The organism is Pseudomonas sp. IT-232MI5, from assembly GCF_949767845.1.
Lineage (GTDB): Bacteria > Pseudomonadota > Gammaproteobacteria > Pseudomonadales > Pseudomonadaceae > Aquipseudomonas.
Map to the genome: position 1 here is coordinate 457,698 of NZ_CATKQE010000033.1, position 15,399 is coordinate 473,096.

Annotated in this window: 24 protein-coding genes; 10 read left to right on the forward strand and 14 right to left on the reverse strand. The window is 52.5% G+C overall.

The window, feature by feature from the left end:
* Positions 1–10: 10 nt before the first annotated feature.
* Entirely contained in the window at positions 11–157 is a 147-nt protein-coding gene (locus ACM6JQ_RS18010; RefSeq protein WP_414894386.1) for a hypothetical protein, read from the forward strand.
* Here ACM6JQ_RS18010 and ACM6JQ_RS18015 read toward each other — a convergent pair.
* The 7 genes from ACM6JQ_RS18015 to ACM6JQ_RS18045 all read right to left on the reverse strand — a co-directional run bounded on the left by ACM6JQ_RS18015 (position 154) and on the right by ACM6JQ_RS18045 (position 4,248).
* On the reverse strand, positions 154–1,434 hold the full coding sequence (locus ACM6JQ_RS18015) for a tyrosine-type recombinase/integrase (protein ID WP_414894388.1): 1,281 nt from the start codon (positions 1,432–1,434) through the stop codon (positions 154–156). The genes ACM6JQ_RS18010 and ACM6JQ_RS18015 overlap by 4 nt on opposite strands.
* Positions 1,431–1,733, reverse strand: a complete 303-nt coding sequence (locus ACM6JQ_RS18020; RefSeq protein ID WP_414894389.1) for a nuclease domain-containing protein — start codon at positions 1,731–1,733, stop codon at positions 1,431–1,433. Before ACM6JQ_RS18020 ends, ACM6JQ_RS18015 begins: the two co-directional genes overlap by 4 nt.
* Positions 1,724–1,933: a hypothetical protein gene (locus ACM6JQ_RS18025; protein WP_041481054.1), complete on the reverse strand. Its 210-nt coding sequence runs from the start codon at positions 1,931–1,933 to the stop codon at positions 1,724–1,726. Before ACM6JQ_RS18025 ends, ACM6JQ_RS18020 begins: the two co-directional genes overlap by 10 nt.
* Positions 1,926–2,588, reverse strand: coding sequence for a replication protein P (locus ACM6JQ_RS18030; protein WP_414894390.1), 663 nt, complete (start codon positions 2,586–2,588; stop codon positions 1,926–1,928). The genes ACM6JQ_RS18025 and ACM6JQ_RS18030 overlap by 8 nt, the downstream gene beginning before the upstream one ends.
* Complete coding sequence (locus tag ACM6JQ_RS18035; protein ID WP_414894391.1) at positions 2,588–3,376, reverse strand: helix-turn-helix domain-containing protein; 789 nt, start codon at positions 3,374–3,376, stop codon at positions 2,588–2,590. The genes ACM6JQ_RS18030 and ACM6JQ_RS18035 overlap by 1 nt, the downstream gene beginning before the upstream one ends.
* A gap of 186 nt (positions 3,377–3,562) precedes the next feature.
* On the reverse strand, positions 3,563–3,985 hold the full coding sequence (locus ACM6JQ_RS18040; RefSeq protein WP_414894456.1) for a phage regulatory CII family protein: 423 nt from the start codon (positions 3,983–3,985) through the stop codon (positions 3,563–3,565).
* An 83-nt stretch (positions 3,986–4,068) separates the two neighbouring features.
* The gene (locus tag ACM6JQ_RS18045) at positions 4,069–4,248 is read right to left on the reverse strand and encodes a Cro/CI family transcriptional regulator (protein WP_414894392.1); all 180 of its coding nucleotides are present in this window, start codon (positions 4,246–4,248) and stop codon (positions 4,069–4,071) included.
* 88 nt (positions 4,249–4,336) lie between these two features.
* Here ACM6JQ_RS18045 and ACM6JQ_RS18050 point away from each other — a divergent pair, with 88 nt between their 5' ends.
* From ACM6JQ_RS18050 to ACM6JQ_RS18060, 3 genes are all read left to right on the forward strand, one after another.
* On the forward strand, positions 4,337–5,185 hold the full coding sequence (locus ACM6JQ_RS18050) for an XRE family transcriptional regulator (RefSeq protein WP_414894393.1): 849 nt from the start codon (positions 4,337–4,339) through the stop codon (positions 5,183–5,185).
* 147 nt (positions 5,186–5,332) lie between these two features.
* Entirely contained in the window at positions 5,333–6,151 is an 819-nt protein-coding gene (locus ACM6JQ_RS18055; RefSeq protein ID WP_414894394.1) for a DUF6731 family protein, read from the forward strand.
* Positions 6,117–6,554: a hypothetical protein gene (locus ACM6JQ_RS18060; RefSeq protein WP_414894396.1), complete on the forward strand. Its 438-nt coding sequence runs from the start codon at positions 6,117–6,119 to the stop codon at positions 6,552–6,554. Before ACM6JQ_RS18055 ends, ACM6JQ_RS18060 begins: the two co-directional genes overlap by 35 nt.
* A gap of 43 nt (positions 6,555–6,597) precedes the next feature.
* Here the strand turns inward: ACM6JQ_RS18060 and ACM6JQ_RS18065 are convergent, their stop codons facing one another.
* On the reverse strand, positions 6,598–6,915 hold the full coding sequence (locus ACM6JQ_RS18065; protein ID WP_414894397.1) for a DUF1654 domain-containing protein: 318 nt from the start codon (positions 6,913–6,915) through the stop codon (positions 6,598–6,600).
* 414 nt (positions 6,916–7,329) lie between these two features.
* On the opposite strand from ACM6JQ_RS18065, the gene ACM6JQ_RS18070 reads away from it, so the two are divergent.
* The 3 genes from ACM6JQ_RS18070 to ACM6JQ_RS18080 all read left to right on the forward strand — a co-directional run bounded on the left by ACM6JQ_RS18070 (position 7,330) and on the right by ACM6JQ_RS18080 (position 8,351).
* Complete coding sequence (locus tag ACM6JQ_RS18070) at positions 7,330–7,632, forward strand: hypothetical protein (RefSeq protein WP_414894398.1); 303 nt, start codon at positions 7,330–7,332, stop codon at positions 7,630–7,632.
* Between the two features lie 11 nt (positions 7,633–7,643).
* A complete protein-coding gene (locus ACM6JQ_RS18075) occupies positions 7,644–7,934 on the forward strand; it encodes a hypothetical protein (protein WP_414894399.1) in 291 nt (96 codons plus the stop codon).
* Between the two features lie 81 nt (positions 7,935–8,015).
* Positions 8,016–8,351: a hypothetical protein gene (locus ACM6JQ_RS18080; RefSeq protein ID WP_414894400.1), complete on the forward strand. Its 336-nt coding sequence runs from the start codon at positions 8,016–8,018 to the stop codon at positions 8,349–8,351.
* A 19-nt stretch (positions 8,352–8,370) separates the two neighbouring features.
* On the opposite strand, the gene ACM6JQ_RS18085 is transcribed toward ACM6JQ_RS18080, so the two are convergent.
* Positions 8,371–9,102 carry a hypothetical protein gene (locus tag ACM6JQ_RS18085; protein WP_414894401.1) on the reverse strand — a complete coding sequence of 244 codons (732 nt, stop codon included), beginning with the start codon at positions 9,100–9,102 and terminating at the stop codon, positions 8,371–8,373.
* Between the two features lie 125 nt (positions 9,103–9,227).
* Between ACM6JQ_RS18085 and ACM6JQ_RS18090 the strand changes: the two genes are divergently transcribed.
* On the forward strand, positions 9,228–9,629 hold the full coding sequence (locus tag ACM6JQ_RS18090) for a hypothetical protein (protein WP_414894402.1): 402 nt from the start codon (positions 9,228–9,230) through the stop codon (positions 9,627–9,629).
* A 463-nt stretch (positions 9,630–10,092) separates the two neighbouring features.
* Here the strand turns inward: ACM6JQ_RS18090 and ACM6JQ_RS18095 are convergent, their stop codons facing one another.
* Both ACM6JQ_RS18095 and ACM6JQ_RS18100 read right to left on the reverse strand, forming a co-directional pair.
* Positions 10,093–10,281, reverse strand: a complete 189-nt coding sequence (locus ACM6JQ_RS18095) for a hypothetical protein (RefSeq protein WP_414894403.1) — start codon at positions 10,279–10,281, stop codon at positions 10,093–10,095.
* Positions 10,282–10,471: 190 nt separating this feature from the next.
* The gene (locus tag ACM6JQ_RS18100) at positions 10,472–11,272 is read right to left on the reverse strand and encodes a putative phage abortive infection protein (protein ID WP_414894405.1); all 801 of its coding nucleotides are present in this window, start codon (positions 11,270–11,272) and stop codon (positions 10,472–10,474) included.
* A 107-nt stretch (positions 11,273–11,379) separates the two neighbouring features.
* On the opposite strand from ACM6JQ_RS18100, the gene ACM6JQ_RS18105 reads away from it, so the two are divergent.
* Positions 11,380–11,781, forward strand: a complete 402-nt coding sequence (locus tag ACM6JQ_RS18105; protein WP_414894406.1) for a hypothetical protein — start codon at positions 11,380–11,382, stop codon at positions 11,779–11,781.
* A gap of 17 nt (positions 11,782–11,798) precedes the next feature.
* On the opposite strand, the gene ACM6JQ_RS18110 is transcribed toward ACM6JQ_RS18105, so the two are convergent.
* A complete protein-coding gene (locus tag ACM6JQ_RS18110; RefSeq protein ID WP_414894407.1) occupies positions 11,799–12,128 on the reverse strand; it encodes a hypothetical protein in 330 nt (109 codons plus the stop codon).
* Between the two features lie 99 nt (positions 12,129–12,227).
* Between ACM6JQ_RS18110 and ACM6JQ_RS18115 the strand changes: the two genes are divergently transcribed.
* Entirely contained in the window at positions 12,228–13,130 is a 903-nt protein-coding gene (locus ACM6JQ_RS18115) for a DNA cytosine methyltransferase (RefSeq protein ID WP_414894408.1), read from the forward strand.
* Between the two features lie 39 nt (positions 13,131–13,169).
* On the opposite strand, the gene ACM6JQ_RS18120 is transcribed toward ACM6JQ_RS18115, so the two are convergent.
* Entirely contained in the window at positions 13,170–14,045 is an 876-nt protein-coding gene (locus ACM6JQ_RS18120; protein WP_414894409.1) for a DUF2971 domain-containing protein, read from the reverse strand.
* Between the two features lie 297 nt (positions 14,046–14,342).
* On the reverse strand, positions 14,343–15,308 hold the full coding sequence (locus ACM6JQ_RS18125) for a hypothetical protein (protein ID WP_414894410.1): 966 nt from the start codon (positions 15,306–15,308) through the stop codon (positions 14,343–14,345).
* Positions 15,309–15,399 lie beyond the last annotated feature (91 nt).

A 15,399-nucleotide genomic window follows, 5' to 3' on the forward strand; every position in this document is an offset into this window, starting at 1 on the left:
ACTGGTAGTTATGACGCTTGCCCTCACCGTCGGTATATCCCCAGCCACCTGCGATCACCATGGAGTTCAGGGCGTGCATGGCGACATCATTGCGAAAGCAGACAAGGTCGATATCACCGCCGAAGGCTGGAGCAGCCAGTGGTTTTCCCATTTTTAAACCTCGCCTATGGTTGTTTCTTCAATGGCCTTGCAGGCCTTATGGTCTGTGGCTTGCAGCGAATTACCAGAATCTTCAAATCTAAAGTCGGTCAATCCATGAATCGCTGCAAAGCCTTTCTGATCTAGATGTGCGTGCCACTGTTCAAGGGCATCCCGCTTGCGGCTCATTACGTCCGACTGGATGTAAACCTTCACGTTGTGCCCCATTGCATGGTTGATTAGAAGCTCGCCAATGAGGTGGTCGATGCCGAGATCTGCCCAGCCCGTGCGCGCCACCTTGCGCAAGTCGTGACTGGTCCACTCGCCCTTTCCCAACCGACGGAACACGGCGCAGCCTTGTGCCTCGCCCAGCGCCTTGCCATTGCGCGCAGGGAACATGCATTGGCCGTCATAGCCTCGGGCGTACTGACTTTCTCGGTACCGGGTCAGTAGCGTGCAAACCTGCTCGGTCAGGGGCAGGTGATGCTCGACGCTGGTTTTCGTGTTCTCGGCCGGGATGAACCATTCGCGTTCAGCTAAGCTAATGTGAGACCAGCGCGCCATCCGGGTTTCACCGATCCGCGTGCCATGGCAGAGCATCATCAGTGCGAGCATCGAATCCAGCGGCGCGGTGCTCATGACTTCGGCCAGTTGCCCGAGCAGGCCTTCCAACTGAACGCCGCGCAGACGGGACGGCTTGATGCCGACTTTTGCCTTAGAGAAGTCGTTGAACCGGATCGCTGCCATCGGGTTGGACGTGATCATCCCCAGCTTGGCCGCTTGCCGGAATGACAAGGCCAACAGCTGAAACGCGGAACGCACGTAGTCGATGGAAACCGTCTCCTGCAGCGGCCACATCAGCAGGGTGTCGAGAGCGGCCTTGTCGATGCCGATCAGGGGCAGCTCGCCGAGGCGCGGTTTCAGGTGGCACTTGATGATCGAGGCGCCGGTGTTTTTACGTTTGGTCGACAGATTGCGATCGCGCGACATGCGATCAGCGAACCAGTCCAGCAGTTCGCCAACAGCGTTCCACTTCGACAGGCTCGCGCCCTCCCCGGCGACCAGACGCAGCCGAAGCGAAGGCAGCGCCGCTACAACCTGTTTGTGAGTCAGCTCGGGGAACGTCCCGATGGGATTCCACTTGCCCTTCAACACCAGGTACCACGAGCCACCGGTTCGAGCCTTGTTGAAGCGCAGGTACAGGCCCTTATTCTCAATGTCGCGTACGTCCTGTACGGTGCCGGCCACTTGGCGCTTGATCTCAGCTTCGGTGATCTTCACCGCGGCGGTACTCATGCGGCCCCCTTAACGGTGAGAATTCCAGCCCTGATCAGGGCTTCGTGGGTTTCGGCGATGGCGCGCGGCACGTCTTGCCAGTCGATCTCGCCGGCGGCGCGGCCGTCGATCACGTCGTGGCAAGCGTTGCACGCGTACACCGCCACGGTGTCAAAACCTTTCATGCCCATACCCTTCTGCCCGCAAGGCAGATGCGCGAGGACGGTGGTTTCTGGATTGTGATTGCAGATGCTTGGAATCCAGACGGTGCACTCTTGGCCATTTGCCGAGGCGCGAAGCTTCCTCGAGCTCACTCGCATGCAGGCTTCCCCGTCACTACGTCGACGACTTCGTAGGTCCCAGGCCACATCCACGAGCCATAACGCTTGGCCATGGCCTCGTCGGCAAACAGCGCCAGCGCGTGATCAGGCGGCGAACTCAGATCGACCTTGAACGAGCAGCAGAACACTGCGAAGCGATAGGTATCGATTTCAGGAACAGCCAGGCGGCGGTCAGGCATGACGGGCAGCCCCCGATCTCATGGCGCGCAGCTCGGAGAGCGCTCTGTTTCCGATCTCAGGTGTACGGCGGCCGTCAACTCGGGCGGGCAATGCCAGCGGCATCTTTTGGAGCGGCAACCCATCGATCAAACGGCGCACGGTGATCACGTAGTTGCGCTCGAACAGCTTGCGCGCCAGCGAGGTTTCGAGGCGGTTCAGACTCTCGAAACCCGACTCCTTGGCCGTGTGCCAAATCGCATCATGTGACCAGTTCGCTTGGCCGGCCATCGACGGATGGACATTGCGGCTCGCTTCGCGAAACGCCGTTTCGAGCGGTGGCAGCCCAAGCATTTCAGGCGTGGGCTGGCACAGGTTTATGAACTTGCCTACGCTCGGCACGAAGTCAGAGCCAAGCTTCCGGCACTGCTCGATGCCGAAGCGAATCTGCTCGACCTTCGTGATTTTCTCGGCCATGAACGCCTTGGTCCAGGTGGCTTTCGCGGCGTTGACGGCCTCTTGATCAGGCCAAGCCTGCTTCCACGCCGGGAAGATTGCCATCAGCTCGCGGAACAGTGCGTTGATGACCTGGACGGTACCCGCATCCGCCTTCACTGGCGCGACCTCAGCCGACGCCTCATTGGGTAACATTTGCAGCACACTCGAAACAGACTTCATCACAGACCTCCCAGGTCATCACCCCAACTGGTGTCGTTGAAATCAGGCTCTTGACCACGACCTGCTGCCTGCACTCGCTCACGCTTCACCCACTGGACCAGGCGGTAGCACCAGCCGGAGCCGGAATCGAGAGTGTTTGGCTTGGCGCAGTGGAAGCCCTTGAACTTGCGAACCGCTTCTTCAGGGACGCAGTCGGCCGGAAGCCCCGCGATGGCGATCTGATCCGACAACGCTTTCTCGTTCGGCAACCAAGTCGCGAACATGGAGAAGCGCTGGTGATTATCCTGCGGCTCGATTGCGGCGTTGTTCTGCTCGGCGATCGCGGCATCAATCTCGCGCTGTTGCTGCTCTTCGGTTAATTGATGGTTAAGTGACGGATTGGGTGCAGCCGCTGCACCCCGTTCTGTCTTAGCTTGCACCCCGTTTTGTTGTGGGTTGCACCCCGTGCCGTCATTTGCACCCCGCTCGGAACGGGGTGCAGCATTTGCACCCCGCAATAATTGGAGGTCGTAAACGACTGGGCGTCGGTCATGACGATCAATGTGAACAGCAGCAATCGCCTGATTGCCCTGCTTGATCAGTCCCGACGTCTCAAGGTCATCTAACTTGTAACGCACGGTGCGCTCGGATAGACCGGTGTCTTGAGCCAGGGTGGAAGCTGACGGAAACGCGCCAGTGCCGTTCGATCCGGCATAGTTGGCCAGGCACAGCAGAACGTGCCGTGCGCTGGCATCCTTGAGAACTTGCGTGGGCAAAGACAGCGCCCATGACATTGCTTGAACGCTCACAGCGAGGCTCCGATATTCAATTCGGCAAACCGAGATGACGTGTGTCGCGACACTTTTTGCGATTGACCAAAACGTGTCGCAGGAATGGAGGGATTACCGGGGGTGACGTTCGTATTCATAATGGCCCCTCAGTGTTTTGCGTTTTGAAGAAACCGGGTTGCAGCCCGGCTTTTTTGTGCCTGAAACTCAAGCTGCCTTCACCGAGCTTTCGAGCAAATGAAGGCTTTCGCGTACATGTCCGATCTCAGTGAGAATGTCGGTCTTCTCGCCGGCTGAAACGTGCTGGTCATCTAAAGCCTCGTGCACAGCGATGGTCAGATCAGCTACTTCCTTGCCGACATGTACCAGCGAGGCAGTCAGCTCTTTGGGTGCCGGCGCAACCTTCGGAACGAGCTCGAAACCGAACTGATCTGCCAACGCTTTCAACGGGCGCATGTCTTCGGTATGCAGCAAAATCCCAAAAAGATGTTCAATGGTCAGGTGATGCGCGGCGTTGTCCGGATTTGAGCGCTGCAGCAAACTCACGTGCGCCATGCACATTTTTCCCGCCAACTCCTCTGCCCCGCTTTCCTTTACGGTGGAGTGGCAGGCCCTCAAAAAATCTTCCATTCGTAAAACCTCAAATTTGTTTCCGTAGCACCCCTTGCCAGGCGCGGCGATCATTCGTTCAACAGATCCTGGGCAAGGACGTCTCATGCAGCAGTTTTCTTTTTGTCAGCCTTCAACTGGCCGTCGGTTACAAGTTCAAGCTGGTATTGACGTAGTTCAGGAATCTCCTCACCCCACTGCCGGACAGCCTCGTATGTAATGCCGAGCGCTTTAGCGAGGGGTGTGATCCCTTTGAAATGTTTAATTGCGTCGGCACGGTTCATGGCTGACTCCTTTGGGTACACGCCAATTCAAGCATGCTTGTGTTTACTAAGCAAGCATGCTTGCCAAGCTAACTTGTAGATTGCTTGCATGAAAATTACTGATCGGATTACTAAGCTCGTCCTTGCGCGAAAGCCTGAGATCGGGCCGCGAGGATTCAAAAGGGATATAGCGACCACTTGCGGGGTCAGCTACGAAGCTGTTCGTCAGTGGTTTGCCGGCGACACTGGCAACATAAAGAACGAAAACCTGATTGCGATCGCTGAAGGCTACGACACGACGGTCGACTGGTTACTTGCTGGGAAGGGTGAGCCGCCAAGCCGAAAGTCTGGGAATACTCCAAAATCCGGCAATCCGTCGTCTGCAGATTTGGTCAAACAGATGCTCGCAAAGCACGGTAGGGGATTGTCGGACGAGGCGCGAGCACGAATCGCTGAGGCGGTGGAAGAAACGGCCCTAGAGTCGAATTCTACAAATGTTGTGAAAGTAGATTTCACTCGCGCTGGCCAGGTCGGTGATGAAGTGTGGATAGCACACTACGACGTTCGCGCTGCGATGGGCGGCGGGCAGATTCCACATGAATACCCGGAAATGCTCCAGGACATCAGAGTCAGCCCCAAGCATCTTCGCGATCTCGGCCTCACGTTCAAAGAGCACTTTCATCTGAAGATGATTACCGGGTGGGGTCAGTCGATGGCGCCGACGATCAAAGACCGCGACCCGTTGCTCGTGGACATCACCATCCGGGAGTTCACAGGCGACGGCATCTACCTCTTCTCCCACGACGACATGCTTTACGTAAAGCGCCTACAAAAGAAAGGAAAGGATCGTTTCAAAATGATCTCGGACAACAAGCACCACGACCCCGAGGACATCCGAGTGGACGACACACACATCTTGGCTCGTGTGCTTTACGTGTGGAATGGACAGCCGGTGTAGTACATGATCTGCCCCCCCTGCGCTTACCCGAATTAGTCGATATCAACCCTCTGTGCTTATAAGGAATTTGCAGTGAAGCCGGAAAAGAGACGGAACTACTGTTTTGATTTTTACTCACTAAGATGCGAGCAAAATGATCTCTTTACCATGACTGCCGGTGAGGCCTTTGAAAGAATAGCCAGTGGAGAGTTTCTACCAAGTTACTCTAGCTACGGTTGCACAAGGGAAGTTTTCGGCCTAAAGCATAGGCCTGAAACTGACTCATTTGTTGGTCAGATCAGAAAAATACGAAAAGCAGATTTACCCGAGGTCGGCGTTCCTGGGCGAGACAGCAAGAAACTTGAGCTCGAGCTTGATGAGGGTGTGATAGAAAAGAATTTTTTTGTGTATTACCGTAAAAATTCACTTCTCATCCTCCACAGGAACGATGACGGGAACACCGGAGCCCACTTGGCACAATTACTATCGTCATCAGCCGGAGTATTGTTTTTTTCTTCTCCAATAATTCAGGCCGACCAAGTGGAAAGGCTTCTCAACAACAAATTAACTATAAAAAAGTTCTCGGTAAAAATACCCCGACCTACCAATCCAAGTTTATACCCTCAAGACAGCATCAGCGCCAAAACAATCGAACTCCTGAATCAGTCCGGCGCCGACAGCCTTGATATAACTTTCACAATCGACCAGAAGATCGAAACCAGTGCCGGAAAGCTTTCAAGCTCGCTGCAGAGCGCTATTGGTCAGTTGCTATCAATGGGTGCCACTAAGGCCAAGTTGGATACTGACGAGAATGGTAAGATTCTCCCTATCGATTTAATCGCCAATAGAATATACTCAATTCAACATACAAATACCAACTCATACTTCCCGCCTAGCGAAAGTATGTATAAGCTTGCAGACAAAGCCAAAAACGAGCAGAGAGAGCCACTTGATGACTATTTCGGCAAAACTGCAAGAATCGTTTAAAATAGCGATCGCACTAGCTATTACATTGCTATTCAATCGTTACAACTTTACATTCACGCCGGGTGACCTCACAACATTTGCCACCGCTGTTGCAGGTAGTGCCGGGACAATTCTCGGGTTTGTGATAACCGCTATAGCTCTTATGGCATCCGTTATGGATCGCGACCTATTAAGAAACCTTCGAGCTACAGGCGGATATAAAAAACTTATTAGTGGCAGCTTCGTTTGCGCGGGCCTGCATCTACTGCTGCTTTCCATCGCTCTGAGTTTATTACTTCCTTGGTCTGGCGATAAAGTGACAATAATCCTGGCGGTCGTTTTTGTCGGTAGCCTGTGCGCAGTAAATCTGGCGACAACCGGACTTGGATTCTACCGAGTGATCATGTCTATAAGTAAAAGCTAGCGATTTGCATAGCCCGGCCGAGAGTCGGGCTTTTTATTGCTTGTTAGAAAGGCGCAGGCTGTTCTTCCGGCTCAAACGCGACCTTTCCCTTCCCCGCCATCTCGATTTCCTGCTGCTCCCACCTCACCGTCACGCTGTCGTCGTCATTGAGCGTCAACTCAAGCTCGTCCGTATCAGCGATCACGCCCAGCACCTCTTCCCACTCACGATCCCCGTCCGTTTCCAAGCGATGAATCGTCACCCAGCGCTGCGTTTGGGCCACAGGGTGATTGATCATTGACGACACCCGAAGACTTAGACGTTCCATGCTCGTTATTTCTGCCCGGGGCGACTGCGCCCGGCATCCTTTCTGCTCATCCATATCTACCTCGCTCAAATGCTGTATATCCATACAGTAATAAAAATAAGCACAAGCGTGCTTGCAATCTAAAGGCAAGCATGCTTTTATGAGTGCAAGCAAGCTTGTGCTTCCGAATGAGTACAGGCGGCCGGAGCCGGAATGCTCTATCGCTCTTTAACAGTCAGAAATCTTCGCGGATCGATCCCCGGCAACGGGCACAGCGCGAAACACAAACGTCGATCCCCATGCCAGCTCTGGAACTGGCCGGGCTCCCTCATGAGAGCACGCAAAGTTGCACAGCCACCCGATGTGACGCCAGTTGCGGCAGCGGGCAGAGAGAGGACTCCGGCGTAGAAGTGCAGCGAGAAACGGAAAGCATCACTGAGCAGCCTTCTCGCGAGGGCTGCTTGGGATGACAACCGACAGGTAATCAACATGAAGCACGCAACACAAATTGCTCAAGTCGAAATGCACCCACTGATGCAACAGCGCCGGGAAGTTCTCAACGCCTTGTTTGTTCGCTCCCACGCAGCCCGTGGAGAGTTCGCCCGACTTGCAGGTCTGGCGGCGCCAGATAAGAAAGTTCGCTTTCAGGTGAAGACGGTCGGCAATGCCTATCACATCGTTGATCTGGTCACCGGAAAGACCAAGGCCTTCCGCTTCAATTACCAGGTAGCTGTGAACATGGCGATCGCATTCGAAAAGCAGGCGAATCGCGTGGCGGAAGGTGTGCATTGATCGGTGCACCAATGCCAAACCCACGAGACCAGTTGCTCGACAACCTGAACCAGCAACTTGATCATTTCTTCCGTTCCGGCGGTAAAGCTCAGCAAATCCCCAGTGGCGTCACTGGCGATCCAAAGCTGGCATCCACACCGCACGACGACCGCCTGCGCGTCGAGCGCAACAAGATTGCCCCGAAGGTGCGCGAACTGGCCGAAGCCGGCAAGACCATCAGCGAGACGGCCAAGACACTGCACATGCACGTCAAGCGGGTTGCGCTGATCGCCAGCGAGAACGGATTCAAGTTCAACTCATGAAACGCATCAGTAACCAGGCGACGACACGCCGCCGACAGACCTGGCTGGACTTACCGGCCAGCGGAATTGAAGAGGTAGGCCATGGCTGCAACTCAACAGCAGCGATCTGCAAAGAGCGCGGCGAAACGCAAGGAGCTTGGCGAGGAAGAGCTTCGGCATCGGGTGCGGGCTGGAGAGAGGCAGATGCTCGCCGACCTCATGGCGTGGACTGAAGACACCCAGCAGGCGTCCGTAATGGCCGGCGCTCTGCGCTACGTTCATTCGCTCGGTCGTGAAGGTGCGCGGGAAGCGTTGGAAGCGCGCCACGAAATCGTGATTAGCGAAAACGTGGCGCTGGAATTTTACAGACAAAGCTTAATTGAAATTCGTAAAAATCCGGGCGATGAGATCGCGCAGCCTGTCGCTGAAGGTATTTAGCTGAACTTGACAGTATTTTTTACTTAGTTTCAGCTTGACTTGCCACTTCATGAGATGCAGGAGTCTTAACGTAAGAAATTATCGCATGAGAGCCAATCGTTACTAACACAACGAACATTCCTACGCAGAACCAAACCGACCATTTTTTGGTACTTTTATATGCTGGTTCACCAAGTTTTACAGTCTCCCACTCTATCTTCAATATCCCCCTCGATATCGCCGTCATTTCATTAGCAGCGGAGTGTATCTTTTCTTTCAACTGCAGCTGTTTGGATTTTTCATCAGCGCTGTTTAGTTCGCCCAACAACGTCATACATGTATCAAATTTATTTTCAAACCGTGCAAACGTGGGTTCATCAGGCTTGAAGTGCAGCCGCACGTGCGCATATCCCTGATAAATTTGCTGATTGAGCTCACGGTAAGCCGCGATTCCCTCACTCCACTTGTCCTGCGAAATTCTTATCGTTTCTTTTCTGGTATCGGTCACCAGCTGACTTTCCTCCTTCTCAGGCTTCTCCTTTTTCCACTGAACAAAATGATCAAACATCGCCGAATTCATCACGCTAAGCGTTGCTTGAGCATTGATGTTTCCAATAAGCTGGGAAAAAGCGCTTCGCACAGAGTCTGTCCAAGACTGCCGATACTCCGAAGTTTTACTTTCCTTTTCATTCACAAGTTTCACGATGCTTAGAGCTGCTGTAATGAAACCAGCCAAAGCTGTCAGAAAAGCAGTTAATAATATTTTATCCACGACACCTCTCCCTTACCGAGCACATCCTGTGCGGCTCGTAAGAGCGCGATTAAACACAAAAAAAAACCAAATTGCCACCATGTCACCACCGATCACGGAGGCCGGCGCCTGACTGGAGATCATCCATGAGCCACAACTGCGCATACGTCCGGCAGCACTATCAGGTGCCCGCCGAAATCGGCCGCCGCGTCATCGCCTACGGGAAGCCCGGCGTCATCTTAGCTGACCGCGGCCACTACATCGGTGTGGTGCTGTACGAAGACCTGAAGAAGCGTATCCGCAACTATCATCCAACCCATGAAATGCAATACGGCGAAATGGCCCAGACGCTGCCGCTCAAGGAGTGGCTGGTCTTACCGTTCAAACATGACTGGGATGACCTCGACTGGAACCGGGAAGCCCGCGAAGACTTGGTCAGGGTATGGGCTGCTACTCGAGGCCAAGCCAAATACAAGGCCTACGAGCGGCTTCAGGATTATTGCCACAGCATCAAGGCGATGTTGCACTTCAAAGTCCGGCGCGCCTGACCAACCGCTCGGCTATGTCACTAAATATCAGCTGGCCCAGCAGGGGTTTAGAACCTGCTCGGGCACTTGAAGAGCTGAATGCTCGCGCTACTCAACTTTGGATAGCCGCCCAACACATACAGAGTCTGCACATTGTTTTTCTGAGCGATAAAACCCTCACAGCTGTATCCGCATGACGCGCTAGTCGTGAAGCACACATTTTCACCGGTCAGCTCAAAGAGGTCATGAGGCCACGAAAGGCAGTCATATTTTCCGCCAATTGGACAAGTGACCTGCTGAATATCGCCTGCGGCGAGTATTTGCGACCCGGGAAGACTTTGCATTTCACCGTAAGCAAATGCCTGGGCACTGGATGCAACGACACACGTTGCGAGTATCAGCTTTAAAAAATTCAACACCGCTCCTTGATCCGGCCCAATGCCGGGCCGAACACAAATACCGCAACGATAGGCAATACGCCAGCTCAGACAAAGCTCGGCGGCTCAACAAGCCGATGCGTCGACTCCATGTATCTGGCCAGGTCGATCACCTCCCGAAGAAACACGGCCACCTCCAGCTTCACCGCGTCGTCCGGCAGCCCTATCCGTTTCAGCATCGCTTTAGCGTCCTCTTCGATAGCCGCTAACGCATCTACATCGCTCTGCAACCTCATGTCGGCCTCCTGCCAGTATGAGTTGAGTCATAGATACACCACCTGGTGACGAGCCGGCCAGCGGAATTGAAGAGGTAGGCCTTGGCCGAGGATCAGGAGCCTACGGCGGAAGCGATCAGGCACCGCAAGAACCGCGAGAAAGCGACAGCAACGGACGCCGCACCAAATACAATATAGAGATCAAAGAACACTAAGATTCATGCATCTTGAAAACAGCTAAAGCAGCGGCATTGTTGCCCCATGCTGCTTTTGGCACTCGACATACATCTTCTTTCAACATCAAAATATCTATATCCAGATTGTCAAATAACTGAAACTCCTCAGCATACTTTTTGAAGTTCTCGCCTTTTTCGCTTAAGCAGTTGTAAAAAATGAGAGCCAATTCGAAATCCGACAACAGCGACCTTACAACCACGCCTAATTTTTTCTTATCGGGGTACTCACTCTCCGACACGAATTTAAAAACACTGTAAAGCGACCTCATATAGACACCTAAGTCACTATGAAAATGCCCCCATACGACTGCGTAAGATTTCGTAAGTGCGGCGTCGTGCTTGCGAGTCTTAGTAGCAGTAGAGTAAATCCTATTCATTTCACGAAAAATAGTTTTAAGACAGTCGCGGCCAGTAGCTATTACCGCTTTTGTTTTTCTATCGACCAGATCAAGTCTATCGACAACATTTTGCTGCAATGTTAGGCGACTGTAAAACTGCGTTTCAAATTGCTGCATATCCGTTTTTTCTTTCTGAGCGGATAAATCTCGCCGTTGGTACAGGAGAGTGGCAACAACGCCGCTGCATGCCAGCGCGGAAAAAAGAGCGTTTATTACACCAAATGCATCACCGAATGTCCCGGAACGAGTTCGATCCAGAACACCAAGTGGCGCGGAATCTAATCCAGCATAAAGATACATCCAATAAGCTATATATGTCCCTATGATAAATAAGATTATTAGCCCTATATAACAATCAAGTCGCGACTTCTTATTCACTACCGGCTCCACTTCATCTGACCCCATGCCAGTTACCCGTAATACCCCAACCCAAACCAAATTGCCACCACCGGTCAAGGAGGGCGGCGCCTGACTGGAGATAATCCATGGATCACAACTGCGAGTACGTGCAGCAGCACTACCAGGTGCCCGCCGAAATCGGCCGCCGCGTCATCGCCTACGGGAAGCCCGGCGTCATCCTGGCCGATCGCGGCCATTACATCGGCGTGGTGCTGGACGAAGACCCGAAGAAGCGGATCAGAAACTACCACCCCACCCACGAAGTGCAGTACGGCGAAATGGCCGAGACGCTGCCTCTGAAAGAATGGCTGGTCCTGCCGTTCAAGCATGATTGGGACGATCTAAGCTGGAGTCGAGAGGCCCGCGAAGATTTGGTCAGGGTCTGGGCGGCTACTCGAGGGCAGGCCAACTACAAGGCCTATGAGCGGCTTCAGGATTACTGCCACAGCATCAGGGCGATGCTGCATTTCAAAGTCCGGCGAGCATGACCTGATCTTTGAATCTGTCAGGCAGATTGATTGCGGCGGGCTAGAAACTCTTCCCTCGTTGACACGACCCTCTGCACAAGTCCAGATGAGCATGGATTACCAAACTCATCCACCAAAACCAGAGTGAACGAGCACTTGCAGCCGATGCTGTTATCGTCGCGGCTCATCCAATCTCTTATCTCGTCAGCAGTGAACAATTCACCGCTGCGTTGAGCATGCGAAGTCCGTGTTGAAGGCGAAAGCGCCGACATGTGCATGAAGCGGTGCAGGATATTGAGCCTATTGCAGTCGGCCTCATCCTTTTCGAGCCCCTTCAGCCTCATCTGGTGAAGATCTAAATCGTTCATCCGCTCACTCCATGTTCCGGCCCATGCCGGGCCGAATACAAATACCCCACTTCTACGAATCACGCCAGCCGGCGAGGCCTACTGGTGCACGGAGGATCAATGAATGAGCTGGCTCTTTTCGCAGGCTCTGGTGGCGGAATACTCGGAGGCCACCTCCTCGGCTGGCGCACCGTCTGCGCAGTTGAGCGTGATGCCTACTCAGCACAAGTTCTGGCGCAACGACAAAACGATCGAGCCCTCCCAACTTTCCCGATTTGGTCTGACGTGTGCAGTTTTGACGGTAGACCATGGCGCGGCCTTGTTGACCTGGTTTCTGGCGGATTCCCGTGTCAGGACATTTCAGCTGCCGGGACTGGCGCTGGCATCGACGGAGCTCGCTCCGGGCTCTGGCGTGAAATGGCGAGAATCATCGGCGAGGTACGACCTAAGCTCGTCTACCTGGAAAACTCACCTCTGCTTGTGGGAAGAGGACTTGCACTGGTCCTCAGTGACCTTGCCGAAATGGGGTATGACGCGCAGTGGTGCATTGTTTCAGCATCCGACTGCGGAGCGCCCCATCAGCGGGACCGGATATGGCTTGTTGCCAACGCCATGGGCGGGAGACAGCAGGCGCGGGGATTGCCTATCCGAGCGATTGAGGCGGTCGCCAAACCTTGTAACAGCAGCGAACCTTTGGTCGACGCCGACGGTACACGGCAACCACAACCACCCCGGCAGCAGCAAGAACGCCGGCTGGGGATTAAGCAGCGCAGTGAAGCAGTGGCCTACCCCGGTGGCGAGCATGGCAAAGGGGTCATCGCCGGCGGCGCTGACACGCAAGTCCGGAGCCGACAGATCGAACGACCGGCTGGATCACGCGGTGATGGCTTCCGACGGTGGCCAACTGAACCCGGAATGGGTCGAGTGGCTCATGGGGTGGCCCATCGGGTGGACCGAATTAAAGCCCTTGGCAATGGACAAGTTCCGCGAGTGGCAACAACAGCATTCACCATTCTCTCCTGAGCCAAGGTCTCCCTCGTAACCAACACCTTTCTACTTTCATTAGAAAGCCGATATATGAATATCAAAGCTGCCCGTGACTCTAACAGCTCTCTTTAACTCAATAGAGGCAGACATCTTAGAAACAATTTCGACGATCGCTTGCTCATGATCGCTGGAAATTTTTTCGCCAAAGACAACAGACTTAATTGCAGAAACCGGATAAGGAAGGGTAATTCCTAGTGAGTCTTCTCGCTGCGAGCAATCAATCAGCCGCAGTTCTTCCTCGTAACTCCAAGCTATGGGCTTGGTCGCAAGCATCTTTTGATAGAGCTGTTGTATCTGATCATGTGCATCCTTGATCCCGGATTCATAAAGAGAAAGTTCAAAGCCCTTATCACTCCCCGAACACTTAGACAAAGTTTCAGTTTCAAAAAATGCATCGTTATTGTAGTACCATTGATCGTGCAGGACGGCCATTACCGAAGCATCGACTACTGAAGGAGTCTCAGCATATAGGACCTCATATAGGTTCGCGCTTTCTTGGGAATCAAGGATTCGCCCCTCGTCAAATTCAATGCAAAAGCCTCGCAATCCATCACCGTAATGCGCCCACATAAGGAGGTTGTCCGGCCTCCTGCTAAAGCAAGTTATCCGAGCGCTATCAATGTAATATTCAATATCGGGCTCAGCCCCCTCCAAGCTAGTCATGTATTCGTCATAATTTTCTAAAGCCACCTCATCATCCGCTTTTTCAAAACCCCACGCCCGAAGAACATCCGCAAATCGACTTGAACCGTCACCCAGCTTAGGAAAGCCAGTACGAATCTCACAACGACACTCAAATGGGTCATTGAAAAAAGAATGATGGTTTAAATATAAAGTGTTCTCACGCAAGTTTCGGATGGACCATTCATCAAACCTGAAGTATTTAAACAACGCACGTCTTCCACGAAAAGTATTAAACAAACAGCGTAGCTCAGTAAGAAATAGAACACCTAACCCGAGCAAACCCATTCTTCACAGAGATATCAAATGAAAAACCTGCTTTGGCGGTTCACAGCGAAACTGCTGGCTCGCCAGGCCATCGCCGACTGGCTGATCACCCGCGCCCAGCGCCCCCCCTTACCAGCACATCATGCCCGACGACTGCACCTAGATGTAAATGGCGCGCCCTAACCTATCCTAACCCAACTCATCCTCGAGAACGATGCAAGCCGCCGTAGTAGAGAAAACTTATCGGTGACGACCAAGTTCTTTTTCCGGAGCCCATATTCTCCCATTCCAAGTGATGGGTGCAATTCTTGGACCTTTTTGCACACCATGAGGACTAATACGCATCTGATGACGGGCATTAATAACTCTTGAATATCTTCTAAGCGTTCGATTGAATTCATTTTTCAACCAAATATACTTCTTGAAAACATGCGCATCGCCACCATCAAAATTCAAAACCATTGAATACCTTTCCTTCCAACAGCAGAATTGATCAAGCCTCCGCAACTCCTCGCAAAACCCACACACGCGAACGTCAAACTTGTTCAAGAAATATAATATCGAAACTTTCACTCTCAGCAATGTATCAATCCAGCTTGAATCAAATCCAGACTCATATCCTAACGGGTAATTAAGCAGATATTTCTTACCGTCATCATCTGCTCTAATTGCGTGGCCATTGAGAGGAAAAACACCTACATGGTCAGAGAGGACCTCGCAAATTACATCATCAACCAATATTCTAGGGACATCGGCATCTTTCTCTAAATCCAATGCTTTTTGATAGGCGGTTCCAAATAATATTGGGCCATGATGATAGATTTTTCCGTAGGTTATGGCCCCCCTCATATAAATACCGGCGCAGGCGCCTTGAATGGAAAGCTTTGTTATCTTATTACAAATAGCTTTAAAGCCATTAAAGCTGCCTTCAGCTGATATAATGATGCAATCTGAAATATAGTTCAGCCTTGGATCACCTAGCTCCTTCTCTACTATACCGTCAGAACCCAACTCATAAACATTAAGATCATGATGACCATTTGACTCTTCCGATTCCGCATGTAAAAAATCCAGAGCCCAAGTCACTCGTTCATAATCTTGGCCATCTTCGCTTTCAGACTCAATCTTCTTTACCAGTTCCTTAAAGCCTAAAATATCCAAAAACGCCACAAATCGCGTTTCAATCCCTTTTTTCATCAAGTCCATAACCCTGCTTCACAATGAATATATTTTTATCACAACTCATTTGAAAGCTAGCGCTATAAAAAGCAAGCAGTTACCGCACACTAGCGTCTAC

What these genes read in the sequence shown, in the direction of transcription:
- ACM6JQ_RS18010 (WP_414894386.1), top strand. Translation starts at nt 11, where the DNA reads ATGACGCTTGCCCTCACCGTCGGTATATCCCCAGCCACCTGCGATCAC.
- ACM6JQ_RS18015 (WP_414894388.1), bottom strand. Translation starts at nt 1,434, where the DNA reads ATGAGTACCGCCGCGGTGAAGATCACCGAAGCTGAGATCAAGCGCCAA.
- ACM6JQ_RS18020 (WP_414894389.1), bottom strand. Translation starts at nt 1,733, where the DNA reads ATGCGAGTGAGCTCGAGGAAGCTTCGCGCCTCGGCAAATGGCCAAGAG.
- ACM6JQ_RS18025 (WP_041481054.1), bottom strand. Translation starts at nt 1,933, where the DNA reads ATGCCTGACCGCCGCCTGGCTGTTCCTGAAATCGATACCTATCGCTTC.
- ACM6JQ_RS18030 (WP_414894390.1), bottom strand. Translation starts at nt 2,588, where the DNA reads ATGAAGTCTGTTTCGAGTGTGCTGCAAATGTTACCCAATGAGGCGTCG.
- ACM6JQ_RS18040 (WP_414894456.1), bottom strand. Translation starts at nt 3,985, where the DNA reads ATGGAAGATTTTTTGAGGGCCTGCCACTCCACCGTAAAGGAAAGCGGG.
- ACM6JQ_RS18045 (WP_414894392.1), bottom strand. Translation starts at nt 4,248, where the DNA reads ATGAACCGTGCCGACGCAATTAAACATTTCAAAGGGATCACACCCCTC.
- ACM6JQ_RS18050 (WP_414894393.1), top strand. Translation starts at nt 4,337, where the DNA reads ATGAAAATTACTGATCGGATTACTAAGCTCGTCCTTGCGCGAAAGCCT.
- ACM6JQ_RS18055 (WP_414894394.1), top strand. Translation starts at nt 5,333, where the DNA reads ATGACTGCCGGTGAGGCCTTTGAAAGAATAGCCAGTGGAGAGTTTCTA.
- ACM6JQ_RS18060 (WP_414894396.1), top strand. Translation starts at nt 6,117, where the DNA reads ATGACTATTTCGGCAAAACTGCAAGAATCGTTTAAAATAGCGATCGCA.
- ACM6JQ_RS18065 (WP_414894397.1), bottom strand. Translation starts at nt 6,915, where the DNA reads ATGGATGAGCAGAAAGGATGCCGGGCGCAGTCGCCCCGGGCAGAAATA.
- ACM6JQ_RS18070 (WP_414894398.1), top strand. Translation starts at nt 7,330, where the DNA reads ATGAAGCACGCAACACAAATTGCTCAAGTCGAAATGCACCCACTGATG.
- ACM6JQ_RS18075 (WP_414894399.1), top strand. Translation starts at nt 7,644, where the DNA reads ATGCCAAACCCACGAGACCAGTTGCTCGACAACCTGAACCAGCAACTT.
- ACM6JQ_RS18080 (WP_414894400.1), top strand. Translation starts at nt 8,016, where the DNA reads ATGGCTGCAACTCAACAGCAGCGATCTGCAAAGAGCGCGGCGAAACGC.
- ACM6JQ_RS18090 (WP_414894402.1), top strand. Translation starts at nt 9,228, where the DNA reads ATGAGCCACAACTGCGCATACGTCCGGCAGCACTATCAGGTGCCCGCC.
- ACM6JQ_RS18095 (WP_414894403.1), bottom strand. Translation starts at nt 10,281, where the DNA reads ATGAGGTTGCAGAGCGATGTAGATGCGTTAGCGGCTATCGAAGAGGAC.
- ACM6JQ_RS18105 (WP_414894406.1), top strand. Translation starts at nt 11,380, where the DNA reads ATGGATCACAACTGCGAGTACGTGCAGCAGCACTACCAGGTGCCCGCC.
- ACM6JQ_RS18110 (WP_414894407.1), bottom strand. Translation starts at nt 12,128, where the DNA reads ATGAACGATTTAGATCTTCACCAGATGAGGCTGAAGGGGCTCGAAAAG.
- ACM6JQ_RS18115 (WP_414894408.1), top strand. Translation starts at nt 12,228, where the DNA reads ATGAATGAGCTGGCTCTTTTCGCAGGCTCTGGTGGCGGAATACTCGGA.
- ACM6JQ_RS18125 (WP_414894410.1), bottom strand. Translation starts at nt 15,308, where the DNA reads ATGGACTTGATGAAAAAAGGGATTGAAACGCGATTTGTGGCGTTTTTG.